Source organism: Kocuria salsicia, assembly GCF_039532055.1.
Lineage (GTDB): Bacteria > Actinomycetota > Actinomycetes > Actinomycetales > Micrococcaceae > Kocuria > Kocuria salsicia.
This window is the reverse complement of record NZ_BAAARF010000003.1, coordinates 706,683-724,979: the sequence shown is the minus strand read 5'-3', so window position 1 is coordinate 724,979 and position 18,297 is coordinate 706,683. Positions and strand designations below refer to the sequence as shown.

At 69.9% G+C, this 18,297-nt stretch carries 15 protein-coding genes and 1 tRNA gene; 14 read left to right on the top strand and 2 right to left on the bottom strand.

The features are described from left to right. Window position 1: 1 nt before the first annotated feature. The 5 genes from ABD264_RS03200 to ABD264_RS03180 all read left to right on the top strand — a co-directional run bounded on the left by ABD264_RS03200 (window position 2) and on the right by ABD264_RS03180 (window position 3,795). Entirely contained in the window at window positions 2–988 is a 987-nt protein-coding gene (locus ABD264_RS03200) for an ABC transporter substrate-binding protein (RefSeq protein WP_145009413.1), read from the top strand. A gap of 5 nt (window positions 989–993) precedes the next feature. Further along, window positions 994–1,962 (top strand): ABC transporter permease, encoded by a 969-nt coding sequence (locus ABD264_RS03195; protein WP_295107778.1) that lies wholly within the window; start codon window positions 994–996, stop codon window positions 1,960–1,962. Between the two features lie 4 nt (window positions 1,963–1,966). Continuing rightward, window positions 1,967–2,872 (top strand): ABC transporter ATP-binding protein, encoded by a 906-nt coding sequence (locus ABD264_RS03190; RefSeq protein ID WP_144942179.1) that lies wholly within the window; start codon window positions 1,967–1,969, stop codon window positions 2,870–2,872. 5 nt (window positions 2,873–2,877) lie between these two features. Next, window positions 2,878–3,249: a hypothetical protein gene (locus ABD264_RS03185; protein WP_260983325.1), complete on the top strand. Its 372-nt coding sequence runs from the start codon at window positions 2,878–2,880 to the stop codon at window positions 3,247–3,249. Between the two features lie 231 nt (window positions 3,250–3,480). Further along, window positions 3,481–3,795, top strand: a complete 315-nt coding sequence (locus ABD264_RS03180; protein ID WP_295107781.1) for a transposase — start codon at window positions 3,481–3,483, stop codon at window positions 3,793–3,795. A 477-nt stretch (window positions 3,796–4,272) separates the two neighbouring features. On the opposite strand, the gene ABD264_RS03175 is transcribed toward ABD264_RS03180, so the two are convergent. Continuing rightward, a tRNA-Arg gene (locus tag ABD264_RS03175) sits at window positions 4,273–4,345 on the bottom strand. A 204-nt stretch (window positions 4,346–4,549) separates the two neighbouring features. Between ABD264_RS03175 and argS the strand changes: the two genes are divergently transcribed. The 9 genes from argS to ABD264_RS03130 all read left to right on the top strand — a co-directional run bounded on the left by argS (window position 4,550) and on the right by ABD264_RS03130 (window position 17,046). Beyond that, window positions 4,550–6,220, top strand: coding sequence for an arginine--tRNA ligase (gene argS, locus ABD264_RS03170; RefSeq protein ID WP_055084964.1), 1,671 nt, complete (start codon window positions 4,550–4,552; stop codon window positions 6,218–6,220). 3 nt (window positions 6,221–6,223) lie between these two features. Then, complete coding sequence (gene lysA / locus ABD264_RS03165) at window positions 6,224–7,699, top strand: diaminopimelate decarboxylase (protein ID WP_344204134.1); 1,476 nt, start codon at window positions 6,224–6,226, stop codon at window positions 7,697–7,699. A 43-nt stretch (window positions 7,700–7,742) separates the two neighbouring features. Further along, window positions 7,743–9,056 carry a homoserine dehydrogenase gene (locus ABD264_RS03160; protein WP_144942465.1) on the top strand — a complete coding sequence of 438 codons (1,314 nt, stop codon included), beginning with the start codon at window positions 7,743–7,745 and terminating at the stop codon, window positions 9,054–9,056. Window positions 9,057–9,127: 71 nt separating this feature from the next. Continuing rightward, the gene (gene thrC / locus ABD264_RS03155; RefSeq protein WP_295107786.1) at window positions 9,128–10,237 is read left to right on the top strand and encodes a threonine synthase; all 1,110 of its coding nucleotides are present in this window, start codon (window positions 9,128–9,130) and stop codon (window positions 10,235–10,237) included. An 11-nt stretch (window positions 10,238–10,248) separates the two neighbouring features. Continuing rightward, complete coding sequence (gene thrB, locus ABD264_RS03150; RefSeq protein ID WP_295107788.1) at window positions 10,249–11,283, top strand: homoserine kinase; 1,035 nt, start codon at window positions 10,249–10,251, stop codon at window positions 11,281–11,283. Between the two features lie 291 nt (window positions 11,284–11,574). Continuing rightward, the gene (rho, locus tag ABD264_RS03145; protein WP_344204128.1) at window positions 11,575–13,689 is read left to right on the top strand and encodes a transcription termination factor Rho; all 2,115 of its coding nucleotides are present in this window, start codon (window positions 11,575–11,577) and stop codon (window positions 13,687–13,689) included. Between the two features lie 48 nt (window positions 13,690–13,737). Beyond that, a complete protein-coding gene (prfA, locus tag ABD264_RS03140) occupies window positions 13,738–14,847 on the top strand; it encodes a peptide chain release factor 1 (protein ID WP_144942469.1) in 1,110 nt (369 codons plus the stop codon). Between the two features lie 3 nt (window positions 14,848–14,850). Continuing rightward, window positions 14,851–15,717 (top strand): peptide chain release factor N(5)-glutamine methyltransferase, encoded by an 867-nt coding sequence (prmC, locus tag ABD264_RS03135; protein WP_144942470.1) that lies wholly within the window; start codon window positions 14,851–14,853, stop codon window positions 15,715–15,717. 144 nt (window positions 15,718–15,861) lie between these two features. After that, window positions 15,862–17,046: an L-threonylcarbamoyladenylate synthase gene (locus ABD264_RS03130; protein ID WP_303105679.1), complete on the top strand. Its 1,185-nt coding sequence runs from the start codon at window positions 15,862–15,864 to the stop codon at window positions 17,044–17,046. 78 nt (window positions 17,047–17,124) lie between these two features. Here ABD264_RS03130 and ABD264_RS03125 read toward each other — a convergent pair whose 3' ends face one another. Then, window positions 17,125–18,093, bottom strand: coding sequence for an NAD-dependent epimerase/dehydratase family protein (locus ABD264_RS03125; protein ID WP_295107798.1), 969 nt, complete (start codon window positions 18,091–18,093; stop codon window positions 17,125–17,127). Window positions 18,094–18,297 lie beyond the last annotated feature (204 nt).

Below are 18,297 nucleotides of genomic sequence, written 5' to 3'. Positions count from 1 at the left end.
CATGAAGCGTTTGCTCCCGATCACCGCGGCGGCCACCGCCGCCGCGCTGCTGCTCACAGGCTGCGGATCCGGCGGTGACGAGAAGTCCGACGAGAAGAAGGACGTCACCGTGGGGATCTCCCAGTTCGTGGAGCACCCCTCCCTCGACGCCGCGCGGGAGGGGTTCGTGCAGGCCCTCAACGACGCCGGGTACAAGGAGGGCGAGAACCTCACCCTCGACGTCCAGAACGCCTCCGGGGATCAGGCCACCGCCACGAACATCGCCTCCAACTTCGCCTCCTCCAAGGACGACCTGATCCTGGGCATCGCCACGCCGTCGGCGCAGTCCCTCGCGCAGGCTGTCACCGACAAGCCCGTGCTCTTCACCGCCGTGACCGACCCTGTGGACGCGGGCCTCGTGGACTCTGCCGAGAAGCCGGGCGGCAACGTGACCGGCACCACGGACATGAACCCCGTGGCGGACCAGATCAAGCTGGTCAAGGAGCTCAAACCCAGTGCCAAGTCCGTGGGCATCATCTACAGCTCCGGCGAGACCAACTCACAGATCCAGGTGGACGAGGCCAAGAAAGCCGCGGAGTCCGAGGGCCTGAAGGTCGTGGAGAAGACCGTGACCACCACGGCCGAGGTGGCCCAGGCCGCCGAGTCCTTCGACACGGACGCGATCTACGTGCCCACCGACAACAAGGTCGTTGCCGGGCTGGAGGCCGTGATCTCCGCCGCCGAGTCCAAGAAGATCCCTCTGATTGCCGGCGAGGGTGACTCCGTGGAGCGCGGTGCGCTGGCCACGCAGGGCCTTAACTACAAGGACCTCGGCAAGCAGACGGGTGAGATGGCCGTGCGCATCCTCAAGGACGGGGCGGAGCCCGCGGACATGGCGGTGGAGTCCCAGAAGGACACCAAGCTCATCATCAACGTCAAGGCCGCGAAGGCCATGGGCGTGGAGATCCCGCAGAGCCTGCGGGACAAGGCCGACCAGGTCATCGAGTAGCACCGGTGATCGCTGGAATCGAGCTGGGCCTGATCTACGCGATCATGGCCCTGGGGGTCTACCTCACGTTCCGCGTGCTGGACTTCCCGGACCTGACCGTGGACCAGTCCTTCACGAGCGGCGCCGCCACCGCCGCGATGGTCATCATCAACGGCGGCAGCCCGTGGCTCGCCACCGCGGTGGGATTCGTCGCGGGCGGTCTGGCCGGGCTGATCACGGCGCTGCTGCACACGAAGGCCCGCATCAACGGGCTGCTCGCGGGCATCCTGACCATGACGGCCCTGTACTCCGTGAACCTGCGGCTCATGGACGGCAAGGCAAACCTCGCGCTGCTGAGGGAGGACACCGTCTTCACCCCGCTTCGCGAGGTGGGGCTGCAGGGAACCATCGGGGGAGTGCTGCTCCTGCTGGTGGGCGTGCTCGTGGTCAAGGTGCTGCTGGACTGGTTCCTCTACACGGACGCCGGCCTGGCCATGCAGGCCACGGGTGACAACCCGGAGATGATCCGCTCGTTCGGGGTCAACACGGACAGGCAGAAGATTCTCGGGCTGTGCCTGTCCAACGCGCTGGTGGGTCTTGCGGGCGCGCTGATCGCCCAGTACCAGGGCTTCGCGGACATCGGTATGGGCATCGGCATGATCGTGGTGGGCCTCGCCTCCGTGATCCTGGGCCAGGGCATCTTCGGGACCCGCACCGTGGTGGTCGCCACGCTCGCCGTGGTCCTGGGCTCGGTGCTCTACCGCCTGGTCATCACCGTGGCGCTGCAGGCGGGCCTGAACCCCTCGGACATGAAGCTGATCTCCGCGGTGCTCGTGGTGATCGCACTGGTGCTCCCGCAGCTGAGCGTGTTCAAGCGATGGAAGCGGCGCCGCACGCTCAGAGCCGCCCAGGAGGTCCAGGCCGACGTGGGCGCGACCACCGAGCACCCGGTCACCGCGGCCATTGGCGCCGTCGACGCACGGAAGGGAGCGTGATCCCGTGCTGAGCATCACCGACGTCCGCAAGACGTTCTTCGCCGGGACGGTCAACGAGCGGGTGGCTCTCAACGGCGTGAGCCTCACGGTCAACGAGGGGGACTTCGTCACCGTCATCGGCTCCAACGGCGCGGGCAAGTCCACCCTGCTCAACACGGTCTCCGGGACGATCATCCCGGACAGCGGGGAGATCAGGGTGGGGGACCGCACGGTCACCCGCCTGCCCGAGCACCGCAAGGCCAGGTGGATCTCCCGCGTGTTCCAGGACCCCATGAAGGGCTCCTCGCCCACCCTGACGATCGAGCAGAACATGGCCATCGCCCAGCGCCGGGGACTCTCCCGAGGTCTCTCACGTGGCGTGACCAGGGCTCGGCGCCAGGAGTTCACCGAGGAGCTCAAGACGCTGCAGCTGGGGCTCGAGAACAGGCTCGGGGCGAAGGTGGGTCTGCTCTCGGGCGGTCAGCGCCAAGCACTGTCGCTGCTCATGGCCACGTTCTCCGCCCCGGAGATCCTGCTCCTGGACGAGCACACGGCGGCGCTGGACCCCCAGCGCGCGCAGCACGTCACGGAGATCACCGAGCGGATCGTGAACGAGCGGCACCTGACCACGCTGATGGTCACGCACAACATGGAGCAGGCGCTTCGGCTGGGCAACCGGCTGATCATGATGCACGAGGGGAGGATCCTCTTCGAGCTCGACGCCGAGCAGAAACGGGGCGCCACGGTGGCGGACCTGCTCGCGGAGTTCCGCAAGCTCCAGGCCGCCACGGGCGAGCCCGCGCTGGATGACGCTACGCTTCTGGAGACAGCTCGCAGCGCCGGGCCCAACGCCGCCGCGGAAGCAGTGGCACCGGGTGGCGCACCAACGGGTGGCTCCTCCGCCGCGGAGGTGGCACCGGAGAATCGGTGATCCCAGTGAATCAGCCCCATCGCAGACAACGACTCACCTCCGTCGTGACAGCGGTGGGGCTGATCCTTCTCTTCGTGTGCTGCTTCACGCTTCCCGAGGGGCTCGTGGCCCTGGGCCGGGCGGCCGCCGACCACGGGGGAGAGCCGCTGAACGCCAGGGGCTGGACGATGGTGCTCCTGGGTTTCGGGACCCTGGGGGTCGGGGGAGTCCTCACGATCGTGGGAGTGGTGCTGCGGCGCACGGCCGCACCGCAGCCGGTGGCGGAGGACGCGCTGCTGGAGGAGCAGTACGTGGGGGACGACGTCGTCAGCGCGTACGACCCGCTGCAGCTGCACCCGAACCTGCGGACGCGGGAGCAGCGGCGCGAACGGCGCTGAGACACTGCTCTGAGACGACGGGGTCCTGCGCTCCCGAAGGGCGGCGCCCGCACAGCGCGGAGGTTCGTGTGCGCGGGCGGGGTGAAGAGGGCATGGAAAGTGCCCGCGACAGAATGCGAACCTACGGCCTTCTGCGTCGTCGGTACCAGCAGCGGGTAATAGGGGCGTGGGGAACGAATAGGTGTCAACTGATCGTTGGCGTTGAGAGGCGCTGGCGGGGAGGATGTCATCATGGCTGGTCCTTATCCCGGAGAGTTCCGTGAGGACGTCATCGCGGTCGCTCGTCGCCGTGAGAGTGGTGAGAGTGGCGACACCATCAAACAGATCGCTACCGACTTCGGTATCAGCGAAGCGACCCTGCAGAACTGGCTCCGTCAGGCCGACGGTGCAGAAGGAAATCGGCCTGGTCACGCTGCGGCACACGCGGCGGAGGCTCGGGATCTGAAGAAGCGGATCCGCCTCCTCGCGCAGGACAACGAGGTGCTCAGGAGGGCTGCGGCGTATCTGTCGCCAGCGAATCTGCGCCTCGGCAGCTGCCCACAATGACATACCCGCTCGTTGCCGAGCTCGCCGACGCGGGGATACCCGTGACGGTTCAAGCACAGGGTGGGGAGCAGCCTCGACGGAACACCCCAACTCAACACGCTCCTGGAGCGTCTCGTGCCGGGCAGGACGTTGGTCGCCATGTGAGGTGCGCAAGAGCAAGTGGGTACGGACGATAACGTTCCATGGCATCCGCATCGCCACGGACTGTCCTTCCTCCGCGGCTCTCTGACGAACAAACCTCCGAGAAAAGGCCTGTATTTGAAGCGATGGCCGCCCCGAGGAACAGTCGCAATCATTTAACGATGTGACTATCTTCAAGTTCACTCTACGCCTGAAGTACATCGTCCCTTGGGCAACCCGCATCCAGGCGGCGACGCGTTGCATACTGCGTACCTCAACGCGTACTTGGCCACTACTCACTCCGGGCACCAAAAGGGCCCCTGATCGGCGTTTCTCATGATCAGGGGCCCTACCTTGTGCCCGCGACAGGATTCGAACCTACGACCTTCTGCTCCGGAGGCAGACGCTCTATCCACTGAGCTACGCGGGCGTGTCAGGTGCGCCACCCGTTTCATCCGGGCTGCAACGACGACTCGACGATACTACCAGGTGCACTCGGTGCACGAATCCGCACCAAACCGGGCCCGCACGGGCCCGCGAGCGTGTGAACCGTACCGGTCCGTGGCCGCGGGAACCGCTGCGCGTGACGGTCGGCGAATCGGTCCGCATGCACCTGCCCCGCTACACTGTCACAGTGACTCCTGAAGAACTTTCCTCCGCCGTCTCCGCATGCCTGCAGGACGCCGTGGCCGCCGGTGAACTCACCGTCGTGGACGGCGTCGACCTGCCCGAGGCGAAGGTGGAGCGCCCGAAGAACCGTGACCACGGCGACTGGGCCACCACGGTGGCCATGCAGGTGGCAAAGAAGGTGGGGCGCAGCCCTCGGGACGTCGCACAGATCCTCTCCGAGCGCCTCGCGCAGGTGCCCGGTGTGAAGACCGTGGACATCGCGGGCCCGGGGTTCCTCAACATCACGCTCGACGCCGCGGCGGCCGGTGAGCTCGCCCAGTCGATCGTGGAGCAGGGCGCGGCCTTCGGCACGGGGGAGACACTGAAGGGCACCACCATCAACCTGGAGTTCGTCTCCGCCAACCCCACCGGCCCCATCCACCTGGGCGGCACCCGCTGGGCCGCGGTGGGGGACTCCCTCGCCCGGATCCTGGGCGCGCAGGGCGCGGACGTGGTGCGCGAGTACTACTTCAATGACCACGGCAATCAGATCGATCGCTTCGCCCGCTCCCTGCTGGCCCGCGCCCGCGGCGAGGCCGCGCCGGAGGACGGATACGGCGGCCAGTACATCTCGGAGATCGCGGACCAAGTGCTCGCGCTGCACCCGGACGCCCTGGAGGCGGAGGACCCCCAGGAGGTCTTCCGGGCGGCCGGTGTGGAGCTGATGTTCGAGCAAATCAAGTCCTCGCTGCACGAGTTCGGGGTGGACTTCGACGTCTTCTTCCACGAGAACTCGCTCTTCGAGGGCGGGCAGGTGGAGACCCTGCTGGAGCAGCTGCGGACCTCCGGCTCCCTCTACTTCAAGGACGGCGCATGGTGGCTGCGCTCCACGGACCACGGGGACGACAAGGATCGCGTGGTCATCAAGTCGGACGGCAACGCCGCGTACATCGCCGGGGACATCGCATACTTCAAGAACAAGCGGGATCGTGGTGCGGACCTGTGCATCTACATGCTGGGTGCGGACCACCACGGCTACGTGGCCCGGCTCAAGGCCGCGGCGGCGGCCCTCGGGGACTCCCCGGACGCCGTCGAGGTGCTGATCGGGCAGATGGTCAACCTGGTGCGCGACGGCCAAGCCGTGCGGATGTCCAAGCGCGCGGGCACCGTGGTGACCATGGAGGACCTCGTGGAGGTCGTGGGCGTGGACGCCGCGCGCTACTCGCTGACCCGCTTCTCCGTGGACTCCAACATCGACATCGACCTCGACGTTCTCACGAAGCGCTCGAACGAGAACCCCGTCTTCTACGTGCAGTACGCCCACGCCCGCACGTGCGCGGTGAGCCGCAACGCCGAGGCCGCCGGTGTCTCGCGCACGGACGAGCAGGGGCAGTCCCTGTTCGACGCCGCGCTGCTGGAGCACCCGCGCGAGGCGGACCTGCTCGCGGCGCTGGGACAGTACCCGTCCGTCGTCGCGCAGGCCGCGCAGTTCCGCGAGCCGCACCGCGTGGCCCGCCACCTCGAGGCGCTGGCCGGTGCCTACCACCGCTGGTACGACGCGTGCCGGGTCACGCCGCAGAGCGAGGACCCCGTGGCCCCGATCCACCACAGTCGACTGTGGCTCAACGACGCCGTGCGCCAGGTCCTCGCCAACGGCCTGGACCTGCTCGGCGTGAGCGCCCCCGAGAGGATGTGACCCGTGTCCGAAACCTTTGAAACCCACCCCCTCGCACCGGCCTGGCTGGCAGTCCCCGCTGACCCGGCGGAGCTAGACCCACTGGTCTTCACGCGCCAGTACACCCGTGACGCGGACGGGTGCGTGTGCGTCTCCGGTGTGCCCGTCACGGAGCTCGCGCGGCAGTACGGGACGCCCAGCTACGTGCTCGACGAGCGCACCTTCCGTGAGCGCGCCCGAGCGTTCCGCGAGGCGTTCGAGGATGCGCTGCGCCCCCTCGGCATCGAGGTGGCCGTCTTCTACGCCTCCAAGGCACTGCTCACCACCGCCGTGGTCGGCTGGGCCACCGAGGAGGGGCTCAATGTGGACACCGCCTCCGGGGGTGAGCTGGCCGTCGCGCTCGCCGCGGGGGTCGATCCCGCACGCATCGCGCTGCACGGCAACAACAAGTCGGCCGCAGAGTTGGAGCTGGCCCTGCGCGTGGGCGTGGGGCGCATCGTCGTCGACTCCCTCGCGGAGATCGAGCTGCTCTCAGGACTCGCCCGTGACCGGGGCACCCGCGCGCCGGTGATGATCCGTGTGACCCCGGGCGTGCACGCCTCCACGCACGAGTTCATTGCCACGGCCCACGAGGACCAGAAGTTCGGCCTCTCCCTGAACCCAGCGCGGGACGGAGAGGACTCTCCAGCGCTGACGGCCGTGGCGGCGTGCCTGGAGGCCTCCGACGCCCTCGACCTGCGTGGGCTGCACTGCCACATCGGCTCCCAGATCTTCGCCGCCGAGGGTTTCGGTCAGGCGGCCGAGCGCGTGCTCGCGCTGCGAGAGGCAGTGGCGGCCCGCTGGGACGTCGTCCTGCCCGAGGTGGACCTGGGCGGTGGCCACGGAGTGGCCTACACCGCCGAGGACGCACCGCGCGAGGTGGCGGCCATCGCGGGTGACCTCGCCCCCCTGCTGGCCGAGTCGCTGGAAGCCTCCGAGCTGCCCGCACCACACCTTTCCTTCGAGCCGGGGCGCTACATCGCCGGTCCGTCCGGCTGCACCGTGTACACGGTGGGCACGGTCAAGACCGTGACCGTGGCCCCGGGCGTGCAGCGGCGCTACATCTCCGTGGACGGCGGCATGAGCGACAACGCCCGTCCCGTGCTCTACGACGCGGACTACACCGCGGTGCTCGGCAACAGGGTCTCCCACGAGGCCCCAGTGCTCAGCCGCGTGGTGGGCAAGCACTGCGAGTCGGGGGACGTCGTCGTCAAGGACGTCTACCTCCCGGGCGACGTCGCGGCGGGGGACCTGCTCGTCGTCCCCGTGACTGGCGCCTACTGCTGGGCGCTGTCGAGCAACTACAACTGGCTGCCGCGCCCTGGAATCGTGTCTGTGGCACCGGACGGTGCCACGCGCGAGATCGTGCGCCGTGAGACGGTGACGGACCTGCTCGGCAGGGACACCGGTGCCGTCGATCCCGCGGGCGCCATCACCGCGCACGCGCGCCCCGCATCCTGACCCCCCCCTTCCCGAAGCCCCCTTCCCAAGGAACCCGAGGACCATGAACACATCAGCCCCCGCACGCGAGACCCCCGTCCTGAAGGTCGGCCTGCTGGGTGCCGGCACCGTGGGTTCCCAGGTGGCCCGCGTGCTGCTCACCCAGTCGGACGAGCTGGCGCAGCGCACCGGTGTGCGGCTGGCGCTGACGGGTATCGCGGTGCGGGACGTCACCGCTCGCCGGGACGTGGAGCTGCCACCGGAGCTGCTGACCACGGACGCGGACGCCGTGATCGACCGGGCGGACGTGGTCGTGGAGCTGACGGGCGGCATCGAACCCACGCGCACCCGCGTGCTACGTGCCCTCAAGGCCGGGAAGTCAGTGATCACGGGCAACAAGGCATTGCTCGCGGAGTCCGGGCGCGAGCTGCAGGACGCCGCCGCGGGGTCGGGCGCGCAGCTGTCCTACGAGGCGGCCGTGGCCGGCGCCATCCCGATCGTGCGTCCCATGCGGGACTCGCTCGCCGGGGACAGCGTCAACCGCTTCCTGGGGATCATGAACGGGACCACGAACTTCATCCTGGACCAGATGGACAGCACCGGTGCCGCGTTCGACGACGCCCTGGCCGAGGCTCAGGAACTCGGCTATGCGGAGGCGGACCCGACGGCCGATGTCGAGGGCCACGACGCCGCGGCCAAGACCGCCGTGCTGGCGTCCCTGGCGTTCCACTCCAGCTACACGATCGCGGACGTTCACTGCGAGGGCATCACCGGGGTCACCGCGGACGACGTCGCGGCGGCACGGGAGGCGGGCTACGTCATCAAGCTGCTCTCCGTGGGAGAGCGCTGCGGGGACGGCGTGAACCTGCGGGTGAACCCGGTCATGATCCCGCGCGATCACGTGCTCGGCGGGGTGCGCGGGGCGTACAACGCGGTGTTCGTGGAGGCGGAGAACGCCGGGTCGCTGATGTTCTACGGGCAGGGCGCAGGCGGTGACCCCACGGCGTCGGCCGTGCTCGGGGACCTCGTCTCCGCGGCACGGGCCATCGCGCTGGGGGCCACGGGGATCCCGCTGGAGCCCTACGCGGCCCTTCCTGCCGTGAGCATGGACGACGTCACCACACGGCTGGCCGTTACTCTGGCCGCCAACGACCGGCTGGGCGTGCTGGCACGGCTGGCGAAGGTATTCGCGGACCACGGCGTGTCGATCTCCACCATGCAGCAGAGCGAGGACCCCCGCGAGAGCGACACGTCCCTGCTGCGACTGGTGACCCACAGCGGCCGCCACGAGTCCCTGATGGCCACGGTGGAGGCGCTGCGCGAGCTGCCGGTGGTGCGGGACGTCGTGTCCGTCACTCCGGTGGAAGCCGGAGAATGAGTTCCGGTGCCCGCCCACCGAGGGGCGGAGCACCGCGTGGAAGCAACGAGTCGAACCGAGGAGAGCGCCGCATGGCACACGTCTGGAAGGGCGTCATCAACGAGTACAGGGACCGGCTGCCGGTCACCGAGCAGACAGAGGTCGTGACCATGGGGGAGGGCGGCACGCCGCTGATCCGTGCGCGTGCGCTCTCCGAGCTGACCGGCTCCGCCGTGTGGCTGAAGTTCGAGGGCATGAACCCCACCGGCTCCTTCAAGGACCGCGGGATGACCATGGCAATCACCAAGGCCAAGGAGGAGGGCGCCAAGGCGGTGGTCTGCGCGTCCACCGGCAACACGTCCGCCTCCGCCGCCGCGTACGCGAAGCAGGCCGGAATGCGCTGCGCCGTGCTGGTGCCCGAGGGCAAGATCTCCATGGGCAAGATGTCCCAGGCCGTGGCGCACGGCGCGGACATCATCCAGATCGACGGCAACTTCGACAACTGCCTCGAGGTGGCGCGCAAGCTCTCCGAGTCCTACCCCGTGTTCCTGGTGAACTCGGTGAACCCGTACCGCATCGAGGGGCAGAAGACCGCCGCGTTCGAGGTGGTGGACACCCTCGGTGACGCACCGGACATCCACGCGCTGCCGGTGGGCAATGCGGGGAACATCACCGCGTACTGGAAGGGCTACCGCGAGTACGCGCAGGACGCCACGGCCACGGACGGCACCGCGCTTCCCGCCGTGGCAACGCACACCCCCGTGATGTGGGGCTTCCAGGCGGAGGGTGCCGCTCCGCTCGTGCTGGGCCACCCAGTGACCGAGCCGGAGACGATCGCCACGGCCATCCGGATCGGCAACCCCGCCTCGTGGCACACCGCCGTGGCCGCCCGGGATGAGTCGGGCGGGCTCATCGACTCCGTCACGGATGACGAGATCCTGGAGGCGCACCGCTGGCTCTCCTCGCGCGAGGGCGTGTTCGTGGAGCCGGGCTCCGCGGCGAGCGTCGCGGGTCTGCTCAAGCAGGCGCGCGCCGGTCTGGTCCCCTCCGGGAAGACCATCGTGGCCACGGTGACGGGCCACGGCCTCAAGGACCCCCAGTGGGCGGTCAAGGGCGCCGAGGCGGAGGACGCGCAGGCGGCCACGCCCAAGCGGGTGGCTTTCGACGTGGTCTCGGTGGCCGCGGCCCTCGGTCTCGAGTGAGCGGGTCCGTGGTGAGCGAGACACACGCAGCCGGCCCCGGCCAGGACGGCGCGCCCGGCCACGGTGCCGCCTCCTCTGAGGGCGGCGCCCCGCTCGGTGCGACCGTCACGGTCGAGGTCCCTGCCTCCACGGGAAACGTGGGGCCCGGTTTCGACTCGCTCGGGCTGGCCCTGGGCCACTACGACACCGTGCGGGTCACCCGGATCGCGAGCGGCCTGGAGTTCGACCTCACGGGGGAGGGCACAGACGGCATTCCGCGCACCTCTGAGCACCTGGTGCTGCGGGCAATGCAGGCCGCCTTCGACGCCGCGGGTGCGGGAGCGCTGCCCCCGTTGCGGCTCGAGGCGCACAACGTCATCCCGCACGGCCGAGGCATGGGCTCCTCGGCCTCGGCGGTGGTGGCCGGGGTGCTCGCGGCGAACGCTCTGCTCCCCATCCGCTCCCGGCTGAACCCGGACGAGGTGCTGCAGGTGTGTTCCAGGCTGGAGGGCCACCCAGACAACGTGGCGCCCACGCTGCTGGGCGGTCTCACGGTGTCGTGGGAGGAGACGAGCCGCTTCCACAGCGCCCCCGTGGACGTGCACCCGGACGTCGTCCCCGTGGTGGCGATCCCGGACTTCGAAGTGGCCACCGCGGTGGCCCGTGGACTGCTCCCGGACACCGTGGCCCATCGCGCCGCGGCGGTCAATGCGGGCCGCGCGGCCCTGCTCGTGGTAGCCCTGGGCGGGCGCCCCGAGCTGCTGCTGCCGGCCACGTTCGACCTGCTCCACCAGCGGTACAGGGCGCAGGCGATGGCCCCGAGTGCCGCTCTCGTGGAGGGGCTGCGCGAGCGCGGCCACGCCGCGCTGATCTCCGGCGCGGGACCCACGGTGCTGGTGCTCGCCAACGGGCCGCAGGGCGCCGAGCGCGCGGCCGAGGCGGTGCGTGCGATCGCCGCCGACGCGGCGTCGCCGGCACACTCCCACCACGGCGGGCGGGTCTCGTGGCGTGTCCTCACTCTGCACGTACCGCGCGAGGGTGCTAAGGTGAGTGTATCCACGCAATAGGCCCCGGGCTCCTGTCCGTCCAGGACGGGCCAGCCCCGTAGTCGAGCGTCATGCGCGGTTTTCCACCGCAGGTACTCGAACAGCATCGCCTCTCTGCGATCCTCTCTCGTGCAGACCCGCCACCTCTGTGATGTGGCAATTCGGTCCCACGAGGGATTCGGGGGTCTCCATTGCTGATGTCGCGTGCTCACGGCACGCACCCCGTGGCCCGCAACGGGCGGCCCACACCATCACCGCCGGGCTGCTGGCGATCTGGATGCCGCAGCCCCCACCGAGTCAGAAGGAACCTTCGTGACAGAATCCACCGCCCCCGAACAGGGAACGGAAACCTCGCAGGCCCAGAGCACCGGACTCTCCGGACTCAAGCTTGCGCAGCTGCAGGCCCTGGCCGCTCAGCTCGGCATCACCGGTGCCCGCCGGATGCGCAAGTCCCTCCTGGTCGAGGCGATCGAGGCGCACCAGCGCGGGGGCGCCGTCGCCGCCCGCGACAAGGCCGTCGAGGAGAAGATTGAGCAGACCGCTCGCCAGGCCTCCCGCCGCCACAAGGACACGGACGGCGACGACGCCGCCAAGGCCGGCACCGCGGAGGGCACCTCCCAGAGCGGCTCGGGCGGCACCGAGGACACCAGGTCCTCGGACGCGTCCCCCGCAGAGGGGGAGGACGGTGAGTCGAACGGCAAGCGCCAGAACGGCTCGCGCCGCTCCCGCCGTGAGGCCGGCTCCGCCGAGCGGCAGAACGAGCAGTCCTCCCAGGAGGAGAAGTCCGAGAACCAGAAGAACGGGTCATCGGACTCCGGCGAGGAGATCAAGGACGGTTCCGGCCGCGGCGGACGCAACCAGCGTTCGCGCGGCAACCGCGGGGAGAAGTCCTCACCGCAGGAGAATTCCGGCGCCAAGGACGAGAAGTCCCAGGATGCCAAGCGGGACGAGAAGTCCGATGGCGGCCGTGGCCGCGGCAACCAGAAGGACTCCAAGGACGGCGGCCAGGACCGCAACGACCGCGGCAACCAGCGCGACTCCAAGGACTCCCGCGACTCCAAGGACTCCGGGGACGGTGGCCAGGAAGGCTCGAACCGCAACGAGCGCCGCAACCGCAACAACAACGGCGGCAACGACGGCGAGAACGGTTCGCGCCGCAACCGCCGCAACCGCAACCGGAACGACCGGGACAACCGCGGCGATCGCAACGACCGCAACGAGCGCCGCAACCGCCGCAACCGCAACAACGGTCCCGACGTGGACGACGTTGAGATCACGGAGGACGACGTCCTGCTGCCCGTGGCCGGCATCCTGGACGTGCTCGACAACTACGCGTTCGTGCGTACCTCGGGCTACCTGCCCGGGCCCTCGGACGTCTATGTGAGCCTGTCCCAGGTCAAGAAGAACAACCTGCGCAAGGGCGACGCCATCGTGGGCGCCATCCGGGCGCCGCGCGAGGGGGAGCAGCACAACAACTCCCGCCAGAAGTTCTCCGCCCTCGTGCAGCTGACCACGGTCAACGGCCGCAAGCCGGAGGAGAACAGCGAACGCGTCGAGTTCAACAAGCTCGTGCCGCTGTACCCGCAGGAGCGCCTGCGACTGGAGACCGACCCGAAGAAGATCGGCCCCCGCGTGGTGGACCTTGTGGCCCCGATCGGAAAGGGCCAGCGCGGTCTGATCGTCTCCCCGCCCAAGGCGGGCAAGACCCTGATGCTGCAGTCGATCGCCAACGCGATCACCACGAACAACCCCGAGGTCCACCTCATGATGGTGCTCGTGGACGAACGGCCCGAAGAGGTCACTGACATGCAGCGCACGGTGAAGGGCGAGGTCATCGCCTCCACCTTCGACCGTCCCGCGGACGACCACACCACGGTGGCGGAGCTCGCGATCGAGCGCGCCAAGCGTCTCGTGGAGATGGGAATGGACGTGGTGGTCCTGCTGGACTCCATGACCCGCCTCGGCCGTGCGTACAACCTCTCCGCCCCGGCCTCCGGACGCATCCTGTCCGGCGGCGTGGACTCCGCGGCGCTGTATCCGCCCAAGAAGTTCTTCGGCGCGGCGCGCAACATCGAGAACGGCGGCTCGCTCACCATCCTGGCCACCGCGCTCGTGGAGACGGGTTCCAAGATGGACGAGGTCATCTTCGAAGAGTTCAAGGGCACGGGCAACATGGAGCTGCGGCTCTCCCGCCAGCTCGCGGACCGGCGCATCTTCCCGGCCGTGGACGTCAACTCCTCCGGCACGCGCCGCGAGGAGAACCTGCTCTCGTCCGAAGAGATCAAAATCATGTGGCGCCTGCGCCGTGTGCTCTCCGGTCTCGAGCAGCAGCAGGCCCTGGAGCTGCTCACGAGCAAGCTGCGGGACACCCAGTCCAACGCCGAGTTCCTGCTGCAGGTCCAGAAGACCACGCTCGCGGGCCACTAGGACGCCAACCCCGCGTCACGTCCCGCCCGTCGAGAAGGAGAACACCCCATGTCCGATCCCGTGCAGCCGCTGCTGGATGAGCACGCCCAGCTGCAGCACGAACTGGCGGACCCCGCCGTCCACGCGGATGCGGGCAGGGCCAGGAAACTGGGTCGGCGGTACTCCGAGCTCAACGCGATCGTGGAGGCGCACCGCAGGGTCGAGCGGCTGTCCGAGGACTTGGAGGCCGCGCGCGAACTCGGGAGCATGGATCCCGAGTTCGCCGCGGAGGTCAAGCCCCTCGAGGAGCAGCTCGGCGAGGCCCGTGAAGTGCTGCGCCGCAAGCTGGTGCCCAGGGACCCGGACGACGGCCGCAACGTGATCCTCGAGGTGAAGGCGGGGGAGGGGGGGGACGAGTCCGCGCTCTTCGCCGGGGACCTGCTGCGCATGTACATGCGCTTCGCGGAGCAGTCGGGGCTGAAGACGGAGATCCTCTCCTCGACCCCCACGGAACTGGGCGGCTACAAGGACGTCCAGCTGGCGGTGAAGGGAAACTCCCCGGACCCGTCCGAGGGCGCCTGGGCACGGTTCAAGTACGAGGGAGGGGTGCACCGCGTGCAGCGGGTTCCCGTGACGGAGTCCCAGGGGCGCGTGCACACCTCGGCCGCCGGGGTGCTCGTGTTCCCGGAGGTGGACGAGCCGGACGAGATCGACATCAGCCAGAACGACCTCAAGATCGACGTCTACCGCTCCTCGGGTCCCGGCGGGCAGTCCGTGAACACCACGGACTCGGCCGTGCGGATCACGCACGTCCCCACGGGCATCGTGGTCTCCATGCAGAACGAGAAGTCCCAGCTGCAGAACCGTGAGGCGGCAATGCGCGTGCTGCGGGCGCGTCTGCTCGCGCACCAGCAGGAGCAGATCGACGCGGAGAACGCGGCGGCCCGCAAGTCGCAGGTGCGCACGGTGGACCGCTCCGAGCGCATCCGCACCTACAACTTCCCCGAGAACCGCATCGCGGATCACCGCACGGGCTACAAGGCCTACAACCTGGACCACGTGCTGGACGGTGCCCTGGAGCCCGTCATCACGTCCGCGGTCGAGCTCGACGAACGCCACCGGCTGGAGCAGCTGAGCCAGGACTCCGCTGGGCAGGGGCCCTCGGGCCGGAAGAGCTGAGCCGTGACCACGACTCTCGCCCAGGCGATCGGGTGGGGCCGGCGCGAGCTCGCGGCCGCGGGCGTCCCCTCCCCGGACGCCGATGCCGTCCTGCTCGCCTCCCACGTCCTGGGCCTGGGCCGCGGGGAGACCGAGGCGAAGGCCATCCTGGGCGCGCCCGAGCCTCCTGGCTACCGGGGCCTCGTGGCGCGCCGCGCCCGGCGGGAACCCCTCCAGCACATCACCGGCCGAGCGCCCTTCCGACAGCTCGAGCTCGCCGTGGGGCCGGGGGTCTTCGTGCCACGGCCGGAGACCGAGCTGCTCGTGCAGCTGAGCCTGGACGAGGCACGGCTGTGGCGCGAGCACGGGGAGCTGCACCCCGCCGTCGTCGATCTCGGGACGGGCAGCGGGGCGATCGCCCTGGCTGTGGCCACCGAGGATCCGGCGTGCCGTGTGAGCGCGGTCGAACGGGAGCCAGAGGCCCTGCGGTGGACGCGCCAGAACCTCGCGGGCTCCCCGGTCCGTCTGCTCGAGTGCGACTACCGGGATCTCACGCTCGTAACGGCGGGCAGCTTCTGCGTGGTCGTGACCAACCCGCCGTACGTGCCCGACGGGGAGATTCCAGAGGACCCGGAGGTGCGGGATTACGACCCGCCCACCGCGCTCTACGGCGGCGACGAGACCGGGATGCGTCTGCCGTGCGCGGCGATGGACACGGCTTTGCGCCTGCTTCGCCCCGGTGGAAGCTTCATCGTGGAGCATGCGGAGTCGCAGGTGGCTGCCGTGGCCGAGGCACTGGTTGGGCGGGGTTTCACGGATGTAAGGCTGCACCACGATCTCGTGGGCCGGCCCCGCGCGACCACCGCTGTCCTGCCGGGAGAACGCTCCTGAGCCACGACCGACGGTTGCAGGCAGGGCGGGCCTACGCCCTGGGTGGGAGCACTGCACCCGTGACGACGAATCCCGGACAACAGAAGCCTCGACGGCGTCATGCTCCGGGGAAACAGACGAAGTACGTGAGCGGAGGAGAAGCCCGTGAGTGAGATCAGGCCCTGTGGGGACCAGCAGCAGCTGGACGAGGCCGTGGCGGCTGCCGCGGAGGTCGTGGGCGGCGGCGAGTGCATCGTGTTGCCCACCGACACGGTCTACGGCATCGGCTGCGACGCCTTCTCCGCCGCCGGGGTGCAGGCCCTGCTGGGCGCCAAAGGCAGAACGCGGGAGATGCCCCCGCCCGTGCTCATCGCCCGGCCCGAGGTCATGGACGCCCTCGCGGACCAGGTCTCGGCGGACGCCCGCGCGCTCGCGGAGGCCTTCTGGCCGGGTGCGCTGACCATCGTGTGCTGGGCGCAGCCCACGCTCGGCTGGGACCTGGGGGAGACCCACGGCACGGTGGCGCTGCGCGTCCCGGACGACCGCGTGTCGCGAGCGGTGCTCGAGCGGGTGGGACCCATGGCCGTGAGCTCAGCGAACCGCACGGGCATGCCCGCCGCACTGACCGCGCAGAGCGCCCAGGCGATGCTTCAGGACCGGGTTCCGCTCTACCTCGACGACGGCCCCCGCCCGGTTGTGTCCACCGCCGCGGGCGCACGGGACGTGGCCTCGACCATCGTGGACTGCACGGGGGAGACGCCCGTGGTGCTGCGCCACGGTGCTATTACGCTCGAGCGGCTGCGTGAGGTCGTTCCTGCGGTCCACGGCGGCGCCAAGGAGCCTGGCCAGGACGCCGCGACAGGCACCCCCGCGGAGGGCGTAGCCGCCGCTGCAGCCACCACGTCGGCCGAACCAGCTGCCGGAACCGTCGGCGCGACGGTCCCGTTGGCCGCGTCGCCCGCCGAGGACGGTACAGCGGCAGTGGCAACGGAGACCGGCGCGTCGGCGCAGACCGCCGCGGGTGCGGCGTCGTCGTCGGCCTCGCATGGCACGGCAGAGACGACGGATGTGACGTCCGCGGCCGGGACGACCGGTTCTGCCGGCGCCGCGGACGACGGCGACGTCGCGGCGCAGTCCTCCGCGGCGCACGAAGTGCCGCGGACCCCCACCACCCGGGATGCCTCCGATGTCTCGGACGAGGAGCTCATCAACGCCATGGTGCAGGACGGCGCGCCCACAGCGGAGAGCGCCGTCGACCAGGGCAGGGACCGCCGTGTGCGTCACGAACCCCGGTGGGACGGCACGAGCGCCCTGAGCATAGAGGACGCCGAACGTCTCGTGGGGGAGTGATCCCCTGACCTCACACAAGAACCCGCCCCCGTGCAGTGCTGCTGCGCCGCGAGGGGGCGGGCTCGTTGTTGGAAGGGGTCAGCGTCCGAGTGCGAGGTGCGCTTCTCGCAGGATCTCCTGGACGTGGGGCTGCGGAATCACGCCGTGCTCGTGGGCCCACCCGGGGACCTGCCGCTGGCCGAACCAGGTGACCTCGAGGCGGCGGATGAGACCCGCGTAGCGGTGTCCCACCGCGCCGGAGCCGAAGCGTGCGCACGCGATCACTGCGCGGCACAGCAGCGGCGGGAGGTTCAGGGGGTGGCGCCGGCCGGCGTCGCGCAGCACGGAACCGGTGGTTGCGCCCTCCCAGGGCTGCAGGATCACCGGCGGAAGCTCGCCCCGGAACTCGCCCACGGACGCGGTGAACTGCGCGAGCGCCGTCACCGAGGTCACGGGCGTGGGTGCGGTTCCGTCGCCGGCCACCGAGCTCAGCGGAGAGGAAGCGAAGCGGGCCAGCATGCGAGTCGTCCGACGGGCCGTGCCCATCACGGAGGTCGCCCGGATCACGGTGAGCTCCGGGGCGCTCGGCTCCTCGCTCCACTGCGAGTGCAGCCGGTACAGCGCGGACTCGCCGAGGGCCTTCGAGAACGAGTAGGGGGAGAACGGCGCCGTGCGGATGGACTCGTCGAGCACCGGTGCGTCCGCCTGCACCGATGCGGAGCTCATGTGGATCACCCGGCGCACACCGGTGCGGTGCGCCGCGAGCGCCACGAGCACCGGGAGCAGGGCGTTGGCGCCGGTCAGCGACTGCTGGTGGGTCTGGTCCGGTGCGGCGAGGCCCGCGGCATTGACGACGGTGTCGGCGCCCGCGAAGGACTCGGCCAGGTAGTCGATCACGGACTCCAGCCGGTGCGCGTGCTCAATCACGTGGTGGACGGTGGTCGCCGGAGAGGCCAGGCGGGGTGTGGCCACCGGGGTGACCGGGATGTCACGCGCCCGGAGGGCCGTGGTGATGGCGGAACCGATGAAGCCCGTTGCTCCGAGGACGCGCCAGCTGTGAGCCGTCACTGTGTATCTCCTCCCGTGATGGTCCTCCCATCGTACGGTAGCGCCGGAAGAGGACGGGGCCCGGCGCGCACCTGCAGCGGGCGTCCGGGTGACGTTGAGCGGGCACCACGGTGAGCGTTGATAGACTCCGGGAATTCGCCGGGCTCCGGCCCGCAGCGCGTCCGCCCGCGGTGGAGGGGAGCGCGACGGAGCAGCTTGGACTAC

What these genes read in the sequence shown, in the direction of transcription:
- ABD264_RS03200 (WP_145009413.1), top strand. Translation starts at nt 2, where the DNA reads ATGAAGCGTTTGCTCCCGATCACCGCGGCGGCCACCGCCGCCGCGCTG.
- ABD264_RS03180 (WP_295107781.1), top strand. Translation starts at nt 3,481, where the DNA reads ATGGCTGGTCCTTATCCCGGAGAGTTCCGTGAGGACGTCATCGCGGTC.
- ABD264_RS03160 (WP_144942465.1), top strand. Translation starts at nt 7,743, where the DNA reads ATGAACACATCAGCCCCCGCACGCGAGACCCCCGTCCTGAAGGTCGGC.
- thrC (WP_295107786.1), top strand. Translation starts at nt 9,128, where the DNA reads ATGGCACACGTCTGGAAGGGCGTCATCAACGAGTACAGGGACCGGCTG.
- prfA (WP_144942469.1), top strand. Translation starts at nt 13,738, where the DNA reads ATGTCCGATCCCGTGCAGCCGCTGCTGGATGAGCACGCCCAGCTGCAG.